This is a genomic window from Lysobacter panacisoli (assembly GCF_009765165.1).
GTDB classification, from domain to species: domain Bacteria; phylum Pseudomonadota; class Gammaproteobacteria; order Xanthomonadales; family Xanthomonadaceae; genus Lysobacter_J; species Lysobacter_J panacisoli.
Map to the genome: position 1 here is coordinate 1,829,789 of NZ_VLNU01000001.1, position 21,298 is coordinate 1,851,086.

The window sequence follows — 21,298 nt, forward strand, 5'->3', positions numbered from 1 at the left end:
CTCAGCCGAGCTTGCGCGACGCCGCGTAGGCGATCAGGTTGCCGGCGCCGGTCACGCCGAGCAGCACCGCGATCACGCCCGGGGTGACTTCGCGCCAGCCGAAGCTTTCGATCATGCCGAAGCCGATGCCCAGCGCGAGCAGCAGGATGCCCCAGCGCAGCGAGGCGTGGCGGCGCTGCTGCGATTCGGCCTGGACCAGCGCACGGATCAGCTCTTCGGAACCGTTGCCGGCGATCAGCTTGGCGCGGGTGCGGGCATCGACCACCGCCTTGATCGCGTAGGTGATGCAGATGAACAGGGTGATCGGGATCAGGATCTCGAAGGACATGGTGGCCTCTCGTGGACGTTCGGGTGGGTCTGCGGACCAGTGATACGGGCGCCGCGCGTCCGGTTGCAGCGCGGATGTGAAGACGCCGTTGCAACCATCGGGCCCCTCCACGTATCCACAAAGTCATGACCGGTGAATTCGCGTGACCGAGGACGACCGCAGGCGGGTCGAGGCCGTGCTGGGCAATGAGCCCGGCGCGTTCGAACGCCTCGTGCGCGAATACCAGGGTCTGTGCTGGCACATCATCGACCGCATGGTGCGGCACCCGGAAGACACCCGCGAGCTGTGCCAGGAGACCTTCCTGCGCGTGCACCAGTGCCTGCACCAGTACCGCGGCGAGAGCGCGCTGAAGTCGTGGATCGGGCAGGTGGCCTATTCGGTCGCCAAGCGCCATCTGGAGAAGCGCCGCATAGCGATCGTCGACGTCGGCGCCGACGCGGAGGACGACGGCCTGTCGCTGCTGGACCAGATCGGCGACGGCTTCGACCTGGAAGCGGCCTGTGCCGACGCGGAGATCGCAGCGGGCCTGCACGAGGAAATCGAAGCCCTGCCGCCGCTGCAGCGCACGCTGCTGACGCTGTATCACCTGGACGAGGTGCCGATCGTGGAGATCGCCCGCATCACCGGGCTCGCCGAGGGTACGATCAAGAGCCATCTGTTCCGGAGCCGGGCGCGCTTGCGCGAACGCCTGCAGGCCCGGATGGGAGAAATCGCATGAACACGCCGAACGACCGCAACGACGCTTCCGGCCCGAACCCGCGTTCGTGGCGCGGCCTGGACGCCCTCCGACTCGAAGCCGAATGGCAGGCGCAGGAACACGCGCGCGAGCAGGAGCGCCGCGGCGTGCCGCTGGATCCGGCCGACCCGCGTTTGGGCGAGTACCGCCTGATCGCCCGTGCCCTGCGCAATCCGGCGATGGAACCGGTGCCGGCCGACCTGACTGCGCAGATCGTCGCCCACGTGGAAGCCGCGCAGGGCTTCGGCGAGCGGCTGGAACACTGGCTGCTGCGCCTGCTTGGCATCGGCCTGGCGCTGATCGCGCTAGTCGCCATCGCGATCTACGGGCAGGACTGGACGCCCGCGTTCGCCGACCTGGTGCCGGACTGGTCCGCGCAGTCGGCCGACTGGAGCGGGCTCGTGATCGGCTGCCTGGCGTTGTCGCTGGCGTGGCAGGGCGTGGTCCGGTTCATGCGCACGGTGGAGCCGCTCCACCCGGCGTGATCGCTGCGGGCGGGGGATGACCGTCCGCGGCGGGGTCGTGCGTTGGTTCCAGCGCCCCGGCTTCGTGACCGGGGGCGAGCCCCCGCCATGAACCGTCGTCCCCTTGCGGCCGGACTGGCCGCCGCGTGTGCCTGCATCCTCTTCGCCGCGTGCCAGCGCCCGGCCGAAACCGACACCGCCACATCCACCGCACCGCCCCCGCCGGACGCCGCGCCCACGACCGGCACGGTCGAACCGGCCTCCACCGCGCCGCGCGCGACCACCGACCTGGAGCAACTGGCCGGACGGCTGGTGAACCAGTCCGCTGGCGTGAAGGAAGGCGAGATCGTCCTCATCACCGGTCGCACCCAGGACGCCGAACTGCTCGAGAACATCGCGGTCAACGTGCGCAAGGCCGGTGCGTTCCCGCTCGTCACCTACGGCAGCGACCGCCTGTCGCGGCGCCTGTTCTTCGACGTGCCCGACCAGTACGACTCGCAGACCGACGCGATGGTGATGAAGCTCGCCGGCATGGCCGACGTGGTGATCAGCCTGAGCAACAACACCGACGAGAACCTGTTCGAAGGTGCCGATCCCAAGCGTCTGGCCGCGCGCGCCAAGGCCGATGAACCGATCGGCCAGGCGTTCCTGAAGAACAACGTGCGCACGGTCGAAGTCGGCAACAACATGTACCCGACCGCGTGGCGCGCCGAGCGGTACGGCATGAGCGCCGACGACCTCGCCAAGGCATTCTGGAATGGCGTCAACCTCGACTACAGCGACCTGCAGGCGCGCGGCGAACAGGTGCGTACCGCGATCGCCGCCGGCAACGAAGTCCACGTCACCCATCCCAACGGCACCGACCTGAAACTGCGCGTGCAGGGTCGCAAGGTGCTGGTGAGCGACGGCATCATTTCCGAAGCCGACCGCAAGGCCGGCGGTCCCGCACTCGCCGCGTACCTGCCTGCGGGCGAGGTCTATACGACGCCGGTACCCGGCAGCGCCGAAGGCAAGCTGGTGCATACGCGCTCGTTCTACCAGGGCAAGCCGATCGACAACCTCACGCTCACCGTCAGCGGCGGCAAGGTCACCGCGATGACGGGCTCGGGCCCGGGTTACGACGACTTCAAGGCCGAGTACGACGCCGTCGGCGACGCGCGCAAGGACCTGATCGGCTTCATCGATTTCGGCATCAATCCGAACGTGACGCTGCCGACGAACAGCCAGGTCGGCAACTGGATGCCTGCCGGCGCGGTGACCGTCGGCACCGGCACCAACACCTGGGCCGGCGGCGACAACTCGGTGCCCTACGGCATCGTCGTATTCCTGCCTGGTGCGTCGGTGACGCTGGACGGGAAGCCTGTGGTGGAGAAGGGGGCTTTGAAGCTTTGAGGTTTTGAAGCGATGAGGTCTTGATGTATCACGGCGCGGTTTTCCCTCTCCCCTTGCGGGAGAGGGACAGGCCGCGAAGCGGCCAGGGAGAGGGGTTTGAGCGCTGCGAGCGCCCCCTCTTCCGCTCTTCGGGCACCTTCTCAGCTCTGCACTCCCTCCGGTCGCCGCGAGGGGAGAAGGAAGGGCAGACCCGACGAAGGCGTCATCCTTTAACGCACACCACCTGTCTTAGCGTGTGCACCACGTCCACCAGGTCGCGCTGCGCCGCCATCACCGCGTCGATGTCCTTGTACGCGGCCGGTGATTCGTCGATTACGCCTGCATCCTTGCGGCACTCGACGTGTGCGGTCGCCTCGCGGTGTTCCTTCAGCGTGATGCGGGCACGCGCAGCGGTGCGGCTCATCACCCGGCCCGCGCCGTGGCTGCAGCTGTGGAAGCTGTCTGCGTTGCCCTTGCCGCGCACGATGTAGCTGCGCGCGCCCATGCTGCCGGGGATGATGCCCAGCTCGCCCTCGCGCGCGCTGACCGCACCCTTGCGCGTGACCAGCAACGACTCGCCGAAGTGGTCCTCGCGCTGCACATAGTTGTGGTGGCAGTTCACCGCGGTCTTGTCCGTCTGGAACTTCGGCAGCCGGTGGCGCATCTCGTGCAGCACACGCGCCATCATCGCCTCACGGTTGGCACGCGCGTAGTCCTGCGCCCACGACACCGCCTGCACGTAGTCCTCGAACAGCTCCTCGCCCTCGAGGAAGAACGCGAGGTCGCGATCGGGCACGTGGAAGCCGAGCACGCGCTTCTCCAGCCCGCGACGCGCCAGCTCGATGAAGTACGTGCCGATCAGGTTGCCTGTGCCGCGCGATCCCGAATGCAGCATCACCCACACCGCATCGCTCTCGTCGAGGCAGATCTCGATGAAGTGGTTGCCGCCGCCGAGCGTGCCGATCTGCCGGTCGACCTTGTCCGGTCGGATCTTCGGATGCTTCTGGCGGATGATCTCCAGCCGTGCGATCAGGTCCGACTGCACCAGCTTCGTCTCGATGCTGTCCGGGATGCGCCGGTGCTCGCCGCCCGGGCCATTGCCGACCGGGATGCTGCGCTCGATCGAGCTACGCAGCAGTGCGAGGCTGTCCGGCAGGTCGTTCGCGCGCAGCGTCGTGCGCACCGCGGCCATGCCGCAGCCGATGTCGACGCCGACCGCGGCGGGGATGATCGCGCCCTTCGTGGGCACGACCGAACCGACGGTGGCACCGATGCCCAGGTGGACGTCGGGCATCGCCGCGACCCACGGCCCGACGAATGGCATCGCGGTGATGTTGCGCAGCTGCTGCCGCGCCTGCTCCTCGACGGGAACGCCGCGCACCCAGCCCTTGATCGGCGTGGTCGCGCCCTCGGCGTGGAGGAGCTCGTAGTTGCATTGCATGTTCATGGTTCCTTCCTGTGTGGATTCCATGCGATCCATTCCGTTGGACCGCATGGAGCTTACTGCTTCAGGCTCACCAGCTGCTTCAGCACGCCATCCAGGCCGCCGAACACGGTGAGCTTGTCGATCTTCTCGGTCACCTTCTCCAGAGCTTCCAGCTCCTTCAGGCGCATGAGCACCGGGCTCTCCTCGATCAGCTTCGCGGTGTTGAGCAGGGAACGCGTGGCGTTCGCCTCCTCGCGACGGCGGATGACGTTGGCCTGGGCCGACTTCTCCGCCTGCACGACGCCGTTGAGGATCTCCTTCATCTCGCCCGGCAGGATCACGTCCTTCACGCCGACGCCGAGAATCTCGACGCCGAGTTCGCCGACGCGACCGCGCACGTACGCGAAGATGTCCGCGTCGAGCGATGCCTTGTCGCCGAGCAGTTCGTCCAGCGTCTTGGCGGAGACCGCCTTGCGCAGGCCGAACTGCAGCTCGCGATACACGTAGTCGGCGTACTTGGCGACCTTCGTGCGCGCGGCCACCGGATCGGTAACGCGGATGCTCGCGGCGAGGTTCACGCGCAGGCTCACCTTGTCTCGGGTCAACAGCTCCTGGCCCGACACTTCCAGCGACTGCACGCGCAGCTCGATCATCTCCACGCCCACGTTCTTCTGGAAATTCCAGAAGGCGTACGCGCCGGGCGCGAGCGTGCGCGCCAGCTTGCCGTCGACGAACAACAGGCCGGCGGTCTCCTCGGGCACGATCAGCGATACGGTCAGGCGCTCGAGTGCGTTGAGCTGGCGCAGTCGCTTGACCACGTCCGCCTCGACTTCAAGACCGGCCGCGAGCGACACCGCGCGCACTTCGACGTTGGCGAGTCCCTTCCAGTACAGCCGGCGCGAACCCGGCGCGAGCACGTCCTCGAGCTTGCCGTCCTTGAACACCAGACCGACTTCGCCGGTGCCGAGGTTGGCGAGCAAGAAGTTCTCGTGCAGGCGCGCGCCCATCGCGGCGATCAGCACGTCCGTGTCGTTGCCTGCGTATTCCGTCTTCGCGATCGAGTGCACTACGACCTGCACACGGCCGAACGGGTCGTACCAGCGGTACACGCCCGGCGCGAGCGCGCCTTCGAATTGACGGTTGCGATACACCAGGCCGCGCTCGCCGTCGCCGATCACGACCCTCTTGGTCCAGAACATTTCACTTTCTCCTTTGTTGGCTCTGGTGGTCCGATCCGCTTGAGTGGGCTGGCGCGATGGATCGGTTGTCGCACTGCTTCGATGTTCGGGTCCCCACGCACGCGACACAGGGACAGAAGAAGGGGGAAACGCCCCTGACGTCGATGGCACGGAGCCGGCGCGCGCTTCGCGCGGCGATAGCGACCATCGTGCGCGCGGTCTTCCCTGCCGTACGCATCCAGGTCGCATCGGCGCACGTCGAGGACGTGGGCCCGGCGACATCGCCGCTGCGACGTTTCGTTCGACATCGCACGCATGGCGGGATGCCTGGCGAAACGCACACGAGGCGTTTCCAGGGTGGGACTTTCGTCCCGATGTCATGGCGTGACAGGCCATGTTCCGGAGCGGGATTTGAACCCGCGACTCTCAGGGTTTACCTGATGCTCTACCCAACTGAGCTATCCAGTGGTGGACGAACCGGATTCGAACCGGTGACTACGGCGCAAGCCGCTGCTCTACCAGGCTGAGCTATCGCCCCTTCGAGCGACACACTCGTCCGACCCCCGGCATGCGCCACGGCAGTGCCGCGCGCACCGGGCAGGTGAGGCTTTCGCCGCGAACCTGCGCCGCTGTGGGTCTTCCGTCGATGTGTCGCGCATTGACGCCTCCGGCCGCGAAGCCGGAAGCATCAATCCCTTGTGCGATTGCAGGCGCGCGCCATCCGCGCCGAAGCATCCAGGCGCAGCGCTGAGCGCTTCATGGCGTTCCCTTCATCGGACCAGCATGTCCGGATGCTTCGGGGCGCGATGCAATCGCGTTGTGATCGTGTGGATTCCCTTTGCGAACGCCGGAAACAAAACGCCCCCGGGTGGAGTACCCGAGGGCGTTCGCGTTCCTCGGGAGGTCGGGGTCGCCGACCTCCCACGTACAGGAGATCAGCCGATGCCGATGATGTCTTCGCGCAGTCGCGGCGCGAGCGCACGGCTGCCGCCTTTCGGCTGCAGTGCGTGTTGCGTGGCGATGTCGGCGACGAGGTTCATGGATGGCGTATCGAATCGAGTGTGGTGCAACGAAGGTCGCGCACGTTACGCAGTCGTCGAAACGAATGCAAGACCGTTCGTCGGGAAAAAATCGATGTGCGCGATCAACGCAGCAGCGGTTCCAGTTGCGTCCACACGTGATCGCGCAGCTTCGGTTGCGCGCTAGCGATCGGATGCAGGTTGTCGGACTGGAACGCATTGCGGTCGAGCGCGATGGGCTCGAGCAGGAACGGCAGCAGGGCCGTTGAGTGCTGTTTCGCCAGCGCGCTGTAGTTGTCGGCGAAACCCTGCGTGTACTCGCGACCCAGGTTCGGCGGCATGCGCATGCCGACCAGCAGAACCTTCGCGCCGGCGGCCTTCGACGCGCGGATCATGCGATCGAGGTTGCTGCGCGATTGCGCCAGAGGCAGGCCACGCAGGCCGTCGTTGGCGCCGAGTTCGATCACCACCACCGACGGCTTGTTGCGCTTGAGTTCGCCGTCGATGCGCGCCGCACCGCCAGCGGTGGTCTCGCCGCTGATGCTTGCGTTGACCACGCGCCAGCCCGGCTTCGTCTTCGCGATGCGGTCCGCGGTCAGTGCTACCCAGCCTTGCGAGGCCGCGAGCCCGTAACCGGCGGAGAGCGAGTCGCCCATCACCAGCACGGTGCGCGCTTGCGTCGGCGTCGCCGCGGCGCGGGCCGCGGTCTGCGCCCACGCGGGCAGGGCGGCCGCCAGCATCAGCCACGCGCCGAAGACCCAGCCGATGGCACATTGCATGCGAGCCCGCGAGGGCCCATATCGTCGTTTGGCCGGCCCTGGCGTGGCCGGGCTCGAATCGCTGTAAGACCAGTCTTTAAAGAACATTTAATCCCTGCTCCCGATGATCGAAGAACCCCGCACGGGCCCCACCAGCATAAGGACGATCATGGCCGATTCCATCGCGCCGCGTACCCGCGCTTCGACCGCGCTTCATGTAACCGACCTGGGCAAGCGCGTGACGTTGCCGTCGGGCGAGCTGACCATCCTCGACGGCGTCGCGTTCGACATCGCCCACGGCGACAGTGTGGCGATCGTGGGCGCCTCGGGTTCGGGCAAGAGCACGCTGCTCTCGCTGCTCGCCGGCCTGGACACGCCCAGCAGCGGTCGTGTCGCATTGGACGGCGAAGTCCTGTCGACGCTGGATGAAGACGGACGCGCGCGCGTGCGCGGCGAGAAGGTCGGCTTCGTGTTCCAGAACTTCCAGCTTCTGCCCTCGCTGACCGCGCTGGAGAACGTGATGCTGCCGCTGGAGTTGCGCGGCGATCGCGAGGTCGACGGTCCGGCGCGCGCGATCCTGGAGAAGGTCGGCCTCGGCCAGCGACTGGGCCACTATCCGCGCCAGCTGTCCGGCGGCGAGCAGCAGCGCGTCGCACTCGCGCGCGCGTTCGTCACGCGGCCGTCGCTGCTGTTCGCCGACGAGCCCACCGGCAATCTCGACACCCACACTGGCCAGGCCATCATCGAGCTGCTGTTCGAACTCAACGCGCACGCCGGCACCACGCTGGTGCTGGTCACGCACGACGAGCACCTCGCATCGCGCTGCGGCCGCCTGTTGCGTCTCGACAGCGGCCGACTGGTGGCGTCGTGAACGCGCTGCGCAACGGCTGGATCGCGCTGGCCTGGCGCCAGCTGCGGCGTGACCTCGTCGCGGGCGACGTGCGCATCCTGATCGCGGCGCTGGTGCTCGCGGTGCTCGCAGTGACCGCGGTCGGCTTCGTCACCGATCGCGCCGAACGCGCGCTTGCGATCGAAGCCAATCGCCTGCTCGGCGGCGACGCCGTCGTGCGCGCGGATACGCCCATCACCGGTGCGCTGCGCGAGGCCGCGAACGCGTCGGAACTGCAGCGCACCGAAACCATCGAGCTGCAGACCATGATCCGCGTCGGCGAGCGGTTGCAGCTCGGCGATCTGCGCGCGCTCGGCGAGGGTTTCCCGCTGCGCGGCAGTTTCCGTATCGCCGATACGCGTGGCACCGAACACGATGCTGGTAGCGTGCCCGCGCCCGGCACGATCTGGATGAGTCGCGCCGGCGCCGACACGCTCGGTGCGCGTCTGGGCGACGAGATCGCGCTCGGCGACGCGCGCTTCCGCCTCGCCGCACTGGTCGTGCAGGAACCCGACGCCGCGCTCGACTACTTCAACGTCGCGCCGAAGGTGTTCCTCAATCTCGCCGACGTACCCTCGACGGGGCTGGTGCAGGAAGGCAGCCGCATCCGCTATCGCCTCGTCGTCGCCGGTCCGGCTGCGGCGGTGGAGGGCTTCGTCGCGGCCGCGCGTCCTGCGCTCGGACGTGGCCAGCGGCTTGAAACCATTTCCGATGCGCGACCGGAGATCCGCTCCGCGCTCGACCGCGCCGGCCGCTTCCTCGGACTCGCCGCACTCGTGTCGGTGGTGCTGGCAGCGGTCGCCGTCGCGATGGCCGCGCGCCGCCACAGTGCGCGGCATCTCTCCGGCACAGCGGTGATGCGGTGCCTCGGCGCGAGCCAACGCACGCTGGTCGGCATCCAGGTCGGCGAACTGCTCATGCTTGGACTGATCGCCAGCACGATCGGCGTGCTGCTCGCGTTCGGGTTGCAGTGGGCGATCGGCGGCTGGCTGGCGCAGGCGCTCAAGCTGTCGATTCCGCCCGCAAGCTGGCTGCCCGCGTTGCAGGGCTACGGCGTGGGACTGGTCGTGCTGATGGCGTTCGGCGCGCCGCCGGTACTCGCGCTGCGTCGCGTGCCGGCGCTGCGCGTGCTGCGTCGCGATCTCGATCCGACCGAGCCGAGCGCGTGGCTCGTCGCCATCGCGGGCCTCGGCGGACTGGCCGCGTTGCTGTGGTGGAAGGCGGGATCGGCGGTGCTCGGCCTGTCGATGCTGATCGGCATCGTCGCCACGCTCGCGGTGCTCGCGTTGCTGGCATGGCTGCTGATCGTGGTGGTGCGGCGCGTGCGTTCGCGCCTGCGCGGCAGCCTGCGCTACGGCCTGGCCAACGTGGCGCGTCGCGCCGGCGCGAGCATCGCCCAGGTATCGGCGCTGGGCCTGGGCCTGATGGCGCTGCTGCTGCTGACCTTCGTGCGCACCGATCTGCTCGACCGCTGGCAACTGGCGTTGTCGGCCGACGCGCCGAACCGCTTCATCGTCAACGTGCAGGACGACCAGGTCGACGCCGTGCGCGCGTTCATCGCCGAACAGGGCGTGGCCGCGCCGACGCTCTACCCGATGATCCGCGGTCGTCTGGTCGCGTACAACGACAAGCCCGTCACCGGCAGCAACTACGCCGAGCAGGGCGAGCGCGCGCAGCGGCTGGCCGAGCGCGAGTTCAACCTGTCGGTTACCGACCACCTGCGCGACGACAATCGCGTCACGGCCGGCACGTTCTGGAACCAGCGCACGCCGGCGAAGCCGGAGGTCTCGGTGGAAGAGGACTTCGCGGAACGTCTTGGCTGGAAGATCGGCGACCGCGTGTCCTTCGACATCGCCGGTCAGCCGTTCAGCGCGACGATCACCAGCCTGCGCAGTGTGGACTGGGAAAGCTTCCGGCCGAACTTCTTCGTGATCGCCTCGCCGGGTTCGCTCGATGGATTCCCCGCCAGCCACATCACGGCGGTCAGCGTGCCCGCGCAGCGCCCGCGTTTCACCGCGGACCTCGTCGAGCGCTTCCCGAACCTGTCGGTGGTCGACATCGAGGCCGTGCTCAAGCAGGTGCGCAGCACCGCCGACCAGGTGTCGACGGTGGTCGAGGTGGTCTTCTACTTCTCGCTCGTCGCGGGTCTGCTGGTGTTGATGGCGGCGGTGAGCGCGAGCCAGGACGAACGCCTGCTCGAAGGCGGCGTGATGCGCGCGATCGGCGGCAGTCGTCGCCAGTTGCGTCTGGCGCAGGCGTCGGAGTTCGCGGCGATCGGCCTGTTGTCCGGCCTGACCGCTGCGATCGCAGCGTCGGTGCTCGCCGGCGTGATCGCCACGCGAGTGTTCGACCTGCCGTGGGAAGCCGACTGGCGACTGGCGGCATTCGGCGCCGCAGTCGGCGTGATCGCGGCTTTGCTGGCCGGCATGTTCGCCACGCGGCGCGTGCTCGACGCGCCGCCGTCGGTGACCCTGCGCGAGCTGCAGGGCTGACGCGTCCCGTCAGCTCGCGAACACCGACTTGGGATCCGCGCTGAAACGGCGCGGATAGTCGCGCTCGCGCGCGACGCGTTCGATCTCGTCGTCGGCCAGGTCCGGAGCCCCGTACACCGCGTAGGCGATCTCGCCGTCGCGCATGCCGATCTGGTGCAGGCGGTAACGCGAGCGGCCGCCGCCAGTGTTCTCCGGGTAGTGCAGCGGCGGATCGCCGCCATCGAGATCCAGTTCGCTGTTGTCGACCAGGCCGCCGACGAAGAGGGCGCGCATCGTGTTTCTCCTTCTTCGGATACGAGGCCATGTTGGACGGTGGCGTGTTGAATCGGCATGAAACCGCGCGTTCAGGGGTGCGTACGCCCGGTGCGGGCCGCGTAGAATCTGACGTCCATCACCCCGTGGATACCGGCATGCGCGCCGACGACGGCGACGTCGCACTGGAAACCCTGTTCCTGCCGTTCATCGACGGTCCGATTTCGTGGCCGTCGCAGGGCGGTGCGTTGTTCCTGCGCGCGCGCGACGGCTGGCCGCTGCACCAGCGCGCATGGCCGGGACTGGTCTGCGAGCAGAGCTTCCGTCCGGCTGCCGATGCGCTGGAGCGTTCCGGCTTCGCACTCGCGACGGCGCAGGAGGACACGCGCCATCCGCTGGTGCTGGTGTTGCCGCCGCGCCAGCGCGACGAGTCGCGGGCGCTGTTCGCGCGCGCCATCGCGCGTTGCGCGTCCGGCGGACGCGTGGTCGCTTGCCTGCCCAACGACGAAGGCGCGAAGTCCGGCGAATCCGACCTCGCGCGACTGGCCGGTCCGGTGTCGAGCCTGTCGAAGAACAAGTGCCGCGTGTTCTGGACCGCGCCGCTGGACGGTCCTGCCGACGTGACGCTCGCGGGCGAATGGGCCGATGCCGACGCCACGCGCGCGATCGCCGACGGTCGCTTCGTCAGCCGTCCCGGCGTGTTCGCGTGGGACCGCATCGATGCCGCGTCGCGACTGCTCGCCTCGCACCTGCCCGGCGATCTCGTGGGACGCGCGGCGGATCTCGGCGCGGGGTATGGCTACCTCTCGGTGGAGCTGCTCGAACGTTGTCCGCGCATCGCCTCGCTCGACCTCTACGAAGCCGAGCTGCGCGCGCTGGAGCTGGCGCGACGCAACCTCGCGCCGTTCGCGGGACGCGTGGCGCTCGATTTCCACTGGCGCGACGTCACCGGCGGCATCGACGCGCGCTACGACGTCATCGTCTGCAATCCGCCCTTCCATGCGCAGACGCGCGCGGACCGCCCCGACATCGGCCGTCGTTTCATCGCAGCCGCGGCGCAGGCGCTCACGCCGGGCGGCCGCTTGTGGCTGGTGGCCAACCGCCACCTGCCGTACGAAGCAGAGCTCGACGCGCGCTTCGGGCGAGCGCGGATCGTGGCGCAGCAGGATGGATTCAAAGTGATCGAAGCCGTGCGCGGCTCTGAAGGAAACCCCCGATGAAGCTGGTCAAGACCATCGCCAACCTCGGCTACGGCAGCCGCAAGGAAGTGACGATGATGTTCCGCGAAGGTCGCATCACCGACCCGCAGGGCGAGGTGCTGTACGCCGACGATGCGGTGACGCACGAAGTCGTTCGCATCGACGGCGAGCCGCTCGATCCGCCGGCCGGCATGACGCTGATGCTGCACAAGCCGCTGGGCTACACGTGCTCGACGAAGGATCACGGACGCCTGATCTACGACCTGCTGCCGTCGCGCTTCCGCCTGCGCTCGCCGCTGCTGTCGAGTGTCGGCCGGCTCGATCGCGACACCAGCGGCCTGCTGCTGATGACCGACGATGGTGCGCTGCTGCATCGCATCGTCTCGCCCAAGGCGAAACTGTCGAAGGTGTACGAGGCCACGCTCGCGCAGGACCTGCGCGGCGACGAGGGCGCACTCTTCGCCAGCGGCACGCTGATGCTGGAATCGGAAACAACGCCGCTCGCGCCGGCGGAACTCGAGGTCCACGATGCGCGCCATGCGGCGCTGATACTCACCGAAGGCCGCTACCACCAGGTGCGCCGCATGTTCGCGGCGACGGGCAACCACGTCGACGCGTTGCACCGCAGCCGCATCGGCGGCCTCTCGCTCGGCGACCTGCCGGCAGGCGCGTGGCGGCTGCTCGACGCGGGCGACCTGGATCGTTTGTTCGGAGGTGGCGCATGAGCCTGCTGGAACCGGTGGCGTTCGCGCCGGCCGCGGTGCTGTTCGACATGGACGGCCTGATGATCGAAAGCGAGCGCGCGCTGCTGGAGTGCTGGCGCGAGGCGTCGCGGGAGCTGGGCCTCGACGTGGACGATGCGCTGTGGCTGTCGTTCGTCGGCCTGTCGGACCGGGTCTGCCACGAGATGCTGCGAGAGCGCTTCGCCGAGGACCAATTGCAGGCGTTGCTGAGCGGGCTGCAGGTGCGCTACGACGCGCGCGTGGAAGCGGGCCTGCCGTTGAAGACGGGCGTACTCGAACTGCTCGCGCTGCTCAAGCAGCGCGGCATCCCGCGCGCGGTCGGCACATCGACGCGTCGTCCGCGCGCGCTGCAGAAACTGGAGTTGTGCGGGCTGTTGCCGCACTTCGATGCGGTCGTTACTGGCAGCGATGTCGCCCATTCCAAGCCGGCGCCGGACATCTACCTGCTCGCGGCCGAGCAGCTTGGTGTGGCGCCGGAGCACTGCATCGTGCTGGAGGATTCCGCTGCCGGCGTGCGCGCCGCGCTCGCCGCGGGGATGACGCCGATCCAGGTTCCGGACCTGGTCGCGCCCGACGAAGGCGTGCGCGCGCTGGGGCATCGCATCGTGGAATCGCTGGTGCAGGCGAGGGCGCTGATCGAGCCTGCGTTGCGGTAGCGCCCCTCTCCCTGGCCGCTTCGCGGCCTGTCCCTCTCCCGCAAGGGGAGAGGGGGTGCGCGCGACCTGCTCGCTGTTGCTGTAATTCCCTTCTCCCCTCGAGGGAGAAGGTGCCCGAAGGGCGGAAGAGGGGGCGCTCGCAGCGCCCGGGGAGCGCGCCTAGCGCGCCATCAACTTCGCCCAACCTTCCGCGCCGAGCTCCTCCAGCGTTTCGAGGTTGCGCTGCACGATCACATCCGGATCCGGGAACGCCGCGACCGCGCGATCGATGCTGGCTTCGCGCAGCAGGTGCAGGGTCGGGTACGGCGAGCGGTTGGTGTTGTTGCCGACATCGTCGTCGGCGGTGCCGGCGAAGCGGTAGTCGGGATGGAAGCTGGCGACCTGGATCTCGCCTTCCAGGCCCAGGTCCGCGACCGCGGCATCGGCGCGGTCCAGGAAGTCGTTGTAGTCGAGGAAATCCGTCAGCACCTTCGGGTGCACCAGGAGCGTGGTGTCGATCACTTCCGGATCGGTCGCGGCCAGGCGCGACAGCTCCGCGCCGAGCTCCTCCAGCAACTGTTCCGTTGTCGTCGCCTCGCTGAGCACGAAGCGCACCTGCTGCTTCACGTACACCGACTTGGCGAACGGGCACAGGTTGAGCCCGATCACCGCGCGCTCCAGCCAGCGACGCGTCGCGGCGATGGGATCCTCGCCGCGCGCGTCGTCGCCGGTACCGGCTTCAGTCACGGAAGTTCTCGAACTGCAGCGGCCGCTCGTACTCGGTGGCCCGGAGCAGCGCGATCGCCGCCTGCAGGTCGTCGCGCTTCTTGCCGGTCACGCGCAGCTTGTCGCCGTTGATCTGGCTGTCGACCTTGAGCTTGGCGTCCTTCATCGCGGCCTGGATCTTCTTGGCCAGTTCGCGCTCGATGCCCTGCTTGACCGTGATCTTCTGGCGCGCGCCGGCGAGGTTGGTCTCGATGTCGCCGAATTCCAGGCAACGCGCATCGATGCCGCGCGCTATCAGGCGTGCGCGCAGGATGTCGTTCATCTGCTTGAGCTGGAACTCGCTCGGCGCGGACTGGCTGATCACCTCGTCCTCGAGCGCGAACTTGGCATCCACGCCCTTGAAGTCGAAGCGGGTGGAGAGCTCGCGGTTGGCCTGGTCGACGGCGTTGGTGAGTTCGTGGCTATCGACTTCGGAGACGATGTCGAAGGAGGGCATGGCCGGCTCCGGGACAGGATTTCGGGGCGCAAAGGGTAGCGCAGCGGGCGTGTTGGCGCAGCCGCGGAACGCAGTGTCCGCCGCGTCCCGCACAGCGCGGGTACGTCGCGACGACTAGACTTCGGGACTTCGTCCTCCGCCGGAAGCCGCCATGATCAAGACGCCCGCCTACGCCGCGCCCAACGCGACCTCGCCGCTGGCCCCGTTCAACATCGAGCGGCGCGAACCCGGCCCGCGCGAGGTGCTGATCGACATCCTCTATTGCGGCGTGTGCCACTCCGACATCCACCAGGCCCGCGACGGCTGGGGCGGCTCGATCTTCCCGATGGTGCCGGGCCACGAGATCGTCGGCCGCATCGCCCGGGTCGGTTCGCAGGTCGAGCGCTTCAAGGTCGGCGAGGCGGTGGGCGTGGGTTGTTTCGTCGATTCGTGCCGGCAGTGTCCGTCCTGCCGTGCGGGCGACGAACAGTACTGCGACTTCGGCATGAGCGGCACGTACAACAGCTACGAGCGCAACCCCGAAGACCATCGCTTCGACAAGACGCGACCGACCTACGGCGGCTATTCCACCTGCATCACGGTCGATGCGGATTACGTGCTGCGCATCCCCGAGTCGATCCCGCTCGACCGCGCCGCGCCGCTGCTGTGCGCCGGCATCACCACGTACTCGCCGCTGAAGCATTTCGGTGTGAAGGCGGGCGACCGCGTGGCCGTGGTCGGACTGGGCGGATTGGGTCACATGGCGGTAAAGCTGGCGGCGGCGATGGGCGCGCACGTCACGGTGCTCAGCACGTCCGAATCCAAGCGCGACGACGCGCTCGCACTCGGTGCGCAGGCGTTCGCCGCCACGCGCGATGGCACCGTGTTCAAGGAACAGGCCAACCGCTTCGACTTCGTGGTCGACACCGTGTCCGCCGAGCACGACTACAACCTCTACCTCAACCTGCTCAAGCTCGACGGGACGATGATCCTCCTCGGCATTCCCGAACAGCCCGAAGCGGTGTCGGCCGGCGCGCTGATCCGCAAGCGCCGCCGCCTCGCCGGCTCGATGATCGGCGGCATCCGCGAAACGCAGGAGATGCTGGATTTCTGCGCCACGCACGGGGTGGCCTCGGACATCGAGCTGATCCGCATGGACCAGATCAACGAAGCCTACGAGCGCATGCTGCGTTCGGACGTGCGCTATCGCTTCGTCATCGACATCGCCACGCTGGAACGGCCTGCGTGAGGTCGTCGACGGCCGCATGACGGACGCCGGGCCCTTATAGTGCGCAACCCCTCGATGGTTCCCGCCATGTCCCCGACCCGCAGTGCCCGCCAGACGCGCGCGATGCTGACGATGCTCGCCGCCGTCGCGTTGTTCGCGATGATGGACGCCGGGCTCAAGCAGCTGTCCGCGCACTATCCGCCGTTCCAGGTGGCTTCGCTGCGTGGTGCGGCGTCGTTGCCGCTGGTGCTGGTGTGGGCGATCGCCACGGCCGGCGTGCGTCCGCTGCTGCGCGTGCGCTGGTCGCTGCACCTGCTGCGCGGCGTGCTCGGCGTGGCGATGATGGCGACGTTCGTCTACGCGGTGTCGAAGCTGCCGCTGTCGACGACGTACTCGGTCTTCTTCGTCGCACCGCTGTTGATCACCGCGCTGTCGGTGCCGTTCCTCGGCGAGCACGTCGGTCCGCGACGCTGGACCGCGATCGTGATCGGTCTGATCGGCGTGCTGGTGCTGTTGCGCCCGACCGGCGAGGGGCTGGTCAGCCTGGCCGCGCTGGCGGTGCTGGTCGCGGCGGTGATGTATGCGATCAGCGCGATCACCGTGCGCGTGCTCGCGCGCACCGACAGCACGCAGTCGATGATGGTGTGGCTGATGGCGATGATCGCGCTCGGCGCGGGCGCGCTGGCGTGGCCGCAGTGGGTGCCGATCCGCGGAGAAGACCTGTGGATCATCGCCGGCGTCGGCGTGGCCGGTGCGCTGGGCCAGTACGCGATCACCGAGGCGTTCCGCCTCGGCGAAGCCTCGCTGATCGCGCCGCTGGAATACACCGCGCTGGTGTGGGGCGTGATGTTCGACCTGGCCTTCTGGGGCGTGTTGCCCGATGCGATCACCTGGATCGGTGCCGCGATCATCGTCGTCAGCGGTCTGTACCTGATCCGCCGCGAGCGCGTGCACGTCGAGGCCGAACACCCGTGATGCGCGACGCGCGGCCAGAGTGGCCACGCATGCGCCGTGCAGCCTCGATCAGCGTTCCGTGCTGGCGGTCAGCGCTGCGTTGAGCGCGGCGTTGCCGTTGACCAGATCGGACCAGCGCAGCTCCTGGCCGTTGCGACGGCCTTTCTCGACAAGCTTGAGGCCGTCGGAGTCGATGGTCAGGGTGTAGGGACGCTCGTCGATCTGGATCTCGCGGCGCAGCGGCTTGTCGAGCTTGGTGGTCATGCGCACCTCCTGGTGTGGACACCGCGACCCTAACTGTGGAGGGTTATCGCGGCGTGAACGCGGCTGCGACGCGGTCGCCGCGATTGCAGCGACGCGCCGCAGGAAATGGATCAGAAATGGAACGGGCCCCTCGCGGGGCCCGTTCACGTCACCGCGATGGATCAGAAGCGTGCGCCGACGCCCACGCCCACGGTGACCGGGTTCAGTTCGGCCTTGCCGGCGTTCACGCCATCGACGGCGACGTTCGGCTGGCCCGTGGTGTCCTGCATGTAGCGCACATCGGCGCGTGCGAACCACGTCGGTGTGATGTTGAGGTCGACGCCCGCGGTCGCCATCGCGCCCTTGGCGGTCTCCACGCCGATGCGGCGGCCGGCGAGCGCGCCGGTCGGTTCGGCCTTCTCGCCGTCGGTGTTGGCTTCGTAGTAGCCCAGGCCGACGAACGGACGCACCGTGTTGGCGGGCGTGCCGAAGTGGTACTGGCCACTGAGCGCGTAGGGCTGGGTGTCGACGCTGGCGACCTTGCCGTTGGGCGTCTTCACGCGATTGCCGAACTTGTCGGCCGCGCCCCACGCTTCGATGGCGATGTTGTCGGTCACGTAGTAGCTGGCGCTGAGCGTGGCCGCGCCGTCGCCATCGAAATAGGTGCGGCTGCCGGCGATTTCCGGATTGCGGGTGGGTTCGGACAGCGCGTAGCCGCCGACGACGGCGAAGCGCTTGCCGGCGGAAGTCGTCGCGTCGGTGCCCGCATCCTGGGCGAACGCGGAGGGGGCAATGGCCAGGGTGGCCACGACGGCCAGGGTCAAATGACGAAAACGCATCATGGAGTGGACTCCTCGTTATTGGTGACGCCTTGGGGGAGGCTGCCTTTCGCGAAGGCGGGCCTACCGTAGCCAGCGCTGCATGAACCGTCCTTGCCCCCGAGGGGCGCCCTTCAGGAACTTCACGAAAACGCGGTGGTAGTGGGCGTGCGCGTGGCACAGGCGCGATGAACCTGCGCTGGCTCCGCATGCGATGACGGCGTGAGCGAGTTCCGTGTCGATGCGAGTCGATGCATGGCGAAGACAACGCGCACGGCGGCGAGGCAAGATAGGGACTCCATCCGACGGGGGTCGCCCATGCATCGCCTGCTCGTGTCCAGCGTGCTGTCGTCTGGTGTGTGGCTTGCGTTCGCAATCGGTGGCCATGCGCACGCCGCGGAAGTGAACATCGACGCGTCGTGCGACATGGAGAGCGACTACGACCTGAGCATCGACGAGCGCAGCGTGATCCTCACCCGCGCGAGCGGCGTGCCGCGCGCGATCGTGATGCGACAGGGGAAGCTGTTCGTCGACGATCGCTGGGTCGAACTCGGCGCGGCCGACCGCCAGCGCATCGTGGACTTCGAGCAGGGCGCGCGCGCGGCGATGCCCGAGGCGCAGGCGATCGGGCGCGACGCGGCGGACATCGCCTTCACCGTGCTGGGCGAAGTCGCGGAAGGGTTTGCCAGCGATCCGGCGGAGGTGCGGGCGAAGGTCGCCAAGGCCCGCACGCAGATCGACGCGCGGCTGGCGCGCTCGGTCACCGCCACGCGTTTCAACGGTCGCGATCTGGGCCAGGGCATCGGCGAAGCCGTGGCAGAGGTCATCCCGAGCCTGATCGGCGACATCGTCAGCGGTGCCATCGGCGCGGCCTTCAGCGGCGACACCAGCCGGCTCAAGCGCATGGAGGACCTGGACGCGCAGATCGATGCACGCGTGGAAGCGCGGGCCAAGTCGCTCGAACAGCGTGCCCAGGGCCTGTGCCGGCGCATGGTCGAACTGGACCGGATCGACGACGCCCTGGAATATCGCATGCCAGGCGGGCAGGCACTGGAGATGCTCGAGGCCCGTCCCGGCCCCGATGCCGAACCGGCCCGGAACCCCGCCGCGGAGGCGGCCGAAGCGGCGAAGGACGCCCCGGCCACGCACTGATTGGCCGATACCGTGACGTATGTCGGATGCGGTTGGCGCAGTCGCCTGCAAACCGCACAATAGGGTTTTCGCGTCTGCGGGACCCCCACAATGGCTGAGCTCAAAGAAGCACGCGTTCCCGACATCGGGGACTACGACGGCGTGCCGGTGATCGAACTGCTGGTCGCGGTCGGCGACACGGTGAAGCAGGACCAGGGACTGGTCACGCTTGAATCGGACAAGGCCACGATGGAGGTCCCCGCGCCGTTCGCCGGCGTGATCCGCGAGATCAAGGTGAAGATCGGCGACGAACTGGCCGAAGGCAGCGTGGTCGCGCTGATCGAGCCGACCGACGCCTCGCCCGCTGCCGAAGCACCGAAGGCCGCCGCGCCTGCCGCTCCGGCCAAGCCCGCCGAGCCGCCGCGCGCCGAACCGGCCGCGCCCTCGCAGCAGACCCGCAGCGCCGAAACCGGTGCGAAGGTCGAGCCGGTGGTCGTGCCGCAGGAAGCCGACCGCATCGCCCAGGCGTCCATCGACGCCTCGCGTCCGGGCACCGATCCGGAAGCGATGCCGCCGCGCAGCCCGCCGGTGACCTTCGATTCCAGCGAACTGATGCCCGACAAGGTGCCGTACGCCAGTCCCGCGGTGCGCCTGTTTGCGCGCGAACTCGGCGTCGACCTGTCGCAGGTGTCCGGCAGCGAACGCGGCGGACGCATCGGCAAGGAAGACGTACAGAAGTTCGTGAAGTCGGTGATGGAAGGCAGTGCGCCTGTCGCCGCGGGTGCCGCGCCGGTAGCCGGTGGCGGCGGCCTCAACCTGCTGCCGTGGCCGAAGGTCGACTTCGCCAAGTTCGGCGAGATCGAGAGCAAGCCGCTCTCGCGCATCCAGAAGCTGTCCGGTGCGAACCTCGCGCGCAACTGGGCGATGATCCCGCACGTCACGCAGCACGACGATGCCGACATCACCGAGCTGGAAGAACTGCGCGTCGCGCTCAACAAGGAAAACGAGAAGAGCGGCGTCAAGCTGACCATGCTCGCCTTCCTGATGAAGGCTTCGGTTTCTGCGATGCAGAAGTACCCGACCTTCAACGCCTCGCTCGACGCCACCGGCGAGAACCTGGTGCTGAAGAAGTACTTCCACATCGGCTTCGCCGCCGACACGCCCAACGGCCTGGTCGTGCCGGTCGTGCGCGATGTCGACAAGAAGGGCGTGATGCAGATCGCGCAGGAAACGTCGGAGCTCGCCAAGAAGGCGCGCGACGGCAAGCTCGGCCCGGCCGACATGAGCGGCGGCTGCTTCTCGATCAGCTCGCTCGGCGGCATCGGCGGCACCAAGTTCACCCCGATCGTCAACGCACCGGAAGTCGCGATCCTCGGCGTGTCGAAGTCGGCGATCCGGCCGGTGTGGGACGGCAAGCAGTTCGCGCCGCGCCTGATCCTGCCGCTGTCGCTGAGCTACGACCATCGCGTCATCGACGGCGCCGCGGCTGCGCGTTTCACCGCGTATCTCGCGCAGTTGCTGGCCGACATGCGGCGCGTGCTGCTGTGACGGGGCGCGCGCTGGGGTTGGCCGCGGCAGTGCTCGCGGCACAGCTGGTGGCGGCGCCCGCGGCGCGCGCCGACGACGCGGCTTGCAAGATCGACCTCGGTCGAGGCTGGCCGCCGGCGACGGAGAACTACGGCAGTGCGGTCGAGACCCTGCTCTTCTCAGGCGTGCGCCCGGCCCTCAGCCTGACCCGCCTGCCTGCGCGCAGCGCCGAAAGCGGCCTGCAGCTCATCGCCGGCGAAGGCGAGGGCGACTGGACGCTGCGCTACACCGAAGCCGACGAACGCGTGGACGTGTGGGTCGGCGGACGTCGCGAACTGCGCGTGGCCCAGCAGCCCAGCGTGGTCGAAGTGCCGATGCCGGCCTCGCTCGCGCGCCGCGTCGTCGCCGACTGGCAGCGTGCGCTCGAAAGCCAGGTGCCGGCGGATCGCACGGCCGAATTCCACGACGGCGAAGTGCTGCTGTTCGTGGTCAACGATGCGGCCTCGGGCCAGTCGCTGCGCATCAGCGGCCTGCAGCCCGGCTGCGGCCCGGCGACCGGGCTGATGGAACAAGTGGGCCTGATGATCGAGGCCACCGACGACAGCGACGAGAAGCGCTTCAAGCGCTGGCGCAAGCTCGAGGAATCGCTGGACCAACTGGAACAATCGCTCGCCGGCGCCACCGGCTGACGCGAAGGAGATCCCCC

General features: G+C 68.4%; 22 protein-coding genes and 2 tRNA genes. 13 read left to right on the forward strand and 11 right to left on the reverse strand.

Annotated features, from left to right (window positions below; translation table 11 throughout):
* Position 1: 1 nt before the first annotated feature.
* Positions 2-328, reverse strand: a complete 327-nt coding sequence (locus FOF45_RS08615) for a DUF6249 domain-containing protein (protein WP_158983951.1) — start codon at positions 326-328, stop codon at positions 2-4.
* Between the two features lie 142 nt (positions 329-470).
* Between FOF45_RS08615 and FOF45_RS08620 the strand changes: the two genes are divergently transcribed.
* From FOF45_RS08620 to FOF45_RS08630, 3 genes are all read left to right on the forward strand, one after another.
* Positions 471-1,046 (forward strand): RNA polymerase sigma factor, encoded by a 576-nt coding sequence (locus FOF45_RS08620; RefSeq protein ID WP_233264102.1) that lies wholly within the window; start codon positions 471-473, stop codon positions 1,044-1,046.
* Positions 1,043-1,549 (forward strand): hypothetical protein, encoded by a 507-nt coding sequence (locus FOF45_RS08625; protein ID WP_158983953.1) that lies wholly within the window; start codon positions 1,043-1,045, stop codon positions 1,547-1,549. The genes FOF45_RS08620 and FOF45_RS08625 overlap by 4 nt, the downstream gene beginning before the upstream one ends.
* Before the next feature lie 87 nt (positions 1,550-1,636).
* Complete coding sequence (locus FOF45_RS08630; RefSeq protein WP_158983956.1) at positions 1,637-2,920, forward strand: aminopeptidase; 1,284 nt, start codon at positions 1,637-1,639, stop codon at positions 2,918-2,920.
* A gap of 202 nt (positions 2,921-3,122) precedes the next feature.
* Here the strand turns inward: FOF45_RS08630 and FOF45_RS08635 are convergent, their stop codons facing one another.
* The 5 genes from FOF45_RS08635 to FOF45_RS08655 form a co-directional block, all read right to left on the reverse strand.
* On the reverse strand, positions 3,123-4,346 hold the full coding sequence (locus FOF45_RS08635; protein WP_158983958.1) for an RtcB family protein: 1,224 nt from the start codon (positions 4,344-4,346) through the stop codon (positions 3,123-3,125).
* Positions 4,347-4,399: 53 nt separating this feature from the next.
* The gene (locus tag FOF45_RS08640) at positions 4,400-5,524 is read right to left on the reverse strand and encodes a slipin family protein (protein WP_158983960.1); all 1,125 of its coding nucleotides are present in this window, start codon (positions 5,522-5,524) and stop codon (positions 4,400-4,402) included.
* A gap of 377 nt (positions 5,525-5,901) precedes the next feature.
* A tRNA-Phe gene (locus FOF45_RS08645) sits at positions 5,902-5,966 on the reverse strand.
* Positions 5,967-5,969: 3 nt separating this feature from the next.
* A tRNA-OTHER gene (locus tag FOF45_RS08650) sits at positions 5,970-6,041 on the reverse strand.
* Positions 6,042-6,647: 606 nt separating this feature from the next.
* Positions 6,648-7,301, reverse strand: coding sequence for an arylesterase (locus FOF45_RS08655; RefSeq protein ID WP_199244459.1), 654 nt, complete (start codon positions 7,299-7,301; stop codon positions 6,648-6,650).
* A gap of 148 nt (positions 7,302-7,449) precedes the next feature.
* Here FOF45_RS08655 and FOF45_RS08660 point away from each other — a divergent pair, with 148 nt between their 5' ends.
* Both FOF45_RS08660 and FOF45_RS08665 read left to right on the forward strand, forming a co-directional pair.
* Entirely contained in the window at positions 7,450-8,151 is a 702-nt protein-coding gene (locus FOF45_RS08660) for an ABC transporter ATP-binding protein (protein WP_158983962.1), read from the forward strand.
* Complete coding sequence (locus tag FOF45_RS08665; protein ID WP_233264103.1) at positions 8,148-10,661, forward strand: ABC transporter permease; 2,514 nt, start codon at positions 8,148-8,150, stop codon at positions 10,659-10,661. Before FOF45_RS08660 ends, FOF45_RS08665 begins: the two co-directional genes overlap by 4 nt.
* Positions 10,662-10,670: 9 nt before the next feature.
* Here FOF45_RS08665 and FOF45_RS08670 read toward each other — a convergent pair whose 3' ends face one another.
* Entirely contained in the window at positions 10,671-10,934 is a 264-nt protein-coding gene (locus FOF45_RS08670; RefSeq protein ID WP_158983964.1) for a hypothetical protein, read from the reverse strand.
* A 137-nt stretch (positions 10,935-11,071) separates the two neighbouring features.
* On the opposite strand from FOF45_RS08670, the gene FOF45_RS08675 reads away from it, so the two are divergent.
* From FOF45_RS08675 to FOF45_RS08685, 3 genes are read left to right on the forward strand one after another with little or no spacing between them, the layout of a single operon-like run.
* A complete protein-coding gene (locus FOF45_RS08675) occupies positions 11,072-12,133 on the forward strand; it encodes a class I SAM-dependent methyltransferase (RefSeq protein WP_158983966.1) in 1,062 nt (353 codons plus the stop codon).
* On the forward strand, positions 12,130-12,837 hold the full coding sequence (locus FOF45_RS08680) for a pseudouridine synthase (protein ID WP_158983968.1): 708 nt from the start codon (positions 12,130-12,132) through the stop codon (positions 12,835-12,837). The genes FOF45_RS08675 and FOF45_RS08680 overlap by 4 nt, the downstream gene beginning before the upstream one ends.
* A complete protein-coding gene (locus FOF45_RS08685) occupies positions 12,834-13,511 on the forward strand; it encodes an HAD family hydrolase (protein WP_158983970.1) in 678 nt (225 codons plus the stop codon). Before FOF45_RS08680 ends, FOF45_RS08685 begins: the two co-directional genes overlap by 4 nt.
* A 159-nt stretch (positions 13,512-13,670) precedes the next feature.
* On the opposite strand, the gene FOF45_RS08690 is transcribed toward FOF45_RS08685, so the two are convergent.
* Together FOF45_RS08690 and FOF45_RS08695 are read right to left on the reverse strand one after the other, a co-directional pair.
* Positions 13,671-14,237, reverse strand: a complete 567-nt coding sequence (locus FOF45_RS08690) for a DUF1415 domain-containing protein (protein ID WP_158983972.1) — start codon at positions 14,235-14,237, stop codon at positions 13,671-13,673.
* Positions 14,230-14,712, reverse strand: a complete 483-nt coding sequence (locus FOF45_RS08695) for a YajQ family cyclic di-GMP-binding protein (RefSeq protein WP_158983974.1) — start codon at positions 14,710-14,712, stop codon at positions 14,230-14,232. Before FOF45_RS08695 ends, FOF45_RS08690 begins: the two co-directional genes overlap by 8 nt.
* Positions 14,713-14,863: 151 nt before the next feature.
* On the opposite strand from FOF45_RS08695, the gene FOF45_RS08700 reads away from it, so the two are divergent.
* Positions 14,864-15,940 (forward strand): NAD(P)-dependent alcohol dehydrogenase, encoded by a 1,077-nt coding sequence (locus FOF45_RS08700; RefSeq protein WP_158983976.1) that lies wholly within the window; start codon positions 14,864-14,866, stop codon positions 15,938-15,940.
* A gap of 66 nt (positions 15,941-16,006) precedes the next feature.
* The gene (locus tag FOF45_RS08705; RefSeq protein ID WP_158983978.1) at positions 16,007-16,894 is read left to right on the forward strand and encodes a DMT family transporter; all 888 of its coding nucleotides are present in this window, start codon (positions 16,007-16,009) and stop codon (positions 16,892-16,894) included.
* 48 nt (positions 16,895-16,942) lie between these two features.
* On the opposite strand, the gene FOF45_RS08710 is transcribed toward FOF45_RS08705, so the two are convergent.
* Together FOF45_RS08710 and FOF45_RS08715 are read right to left on the reverse strand one after the other, a co-directional pair.
* Positions 16,943-17,137, reverse strand: a complete 195-nt coding sequence (locus FOF45_RS08710; protein ID WP_158983980.1) for a hypothetical protein — start codon at positions 17,135-17,137, stop codon at positions 16,943-16,945.
* 161 nt (positions 17,138-17,298) lie between these two features.
* Positions 17,299-17,958, reverse strand: a complete 660-nt coding sequence (locus FOF45_RS08715; protein WP_158983982.1) for an OmpW/AlkL family protein — start codon at positions 17,956-17,958, stop codon at positions 17,299-17,301.
* Positions 17,959-18,252: 294 nt separating this feature from the next.
* Here FOF45_RS08715 and FOF45_RS08720 point away from each other — a divergent pair, with 294 nt between their 5' ends.
* The 3 genes from FOF45_RS08720 to FOF45_RS08730 all read left to right on the forward strand — a co-directional run bounded on the left by FOF45_RS08720 (position 18,253) and on the right by FOF45_RS08730 (position 21,281).
* Entirely contained in the window at positions 18,253-19,086 is an 834-nt protein-coding gene (locus tag FOF45_RS08720; RefSeq protein WP_158983984.1) for a DUF2884 family protein, read from the forward strand.
* A 90-nt stretch (positions 19,087-19,176) separates the two neighbouring features.
* Complete coding sequence (locus FOF45_RS08725) at positions 19,177-20,613, forward strand: dihydrolipoyllysine-residue acetyltransferase (RefSeq protein ID WP_158983986.1); 1,437 nt, start codon at positions 19,177-19,179, stop codon at positions 20,611-20,613.
* Complete coding sequence (locus FOF45_RS08730; protein WP_233264104.1) at positions 20,610-21,281, forward strand: hypothetical protein; 672 nt, start codon at positions 20,610-20,612, stop codon at positions 21,279-21,281. The genes FOF45_RS08725 and FOF45_RS08730 overlap by 4 nt, the downstream gene beginning before the upstream one ends.
* Positions 21,282-21,298: the final 17 nt, after the last annotated feature.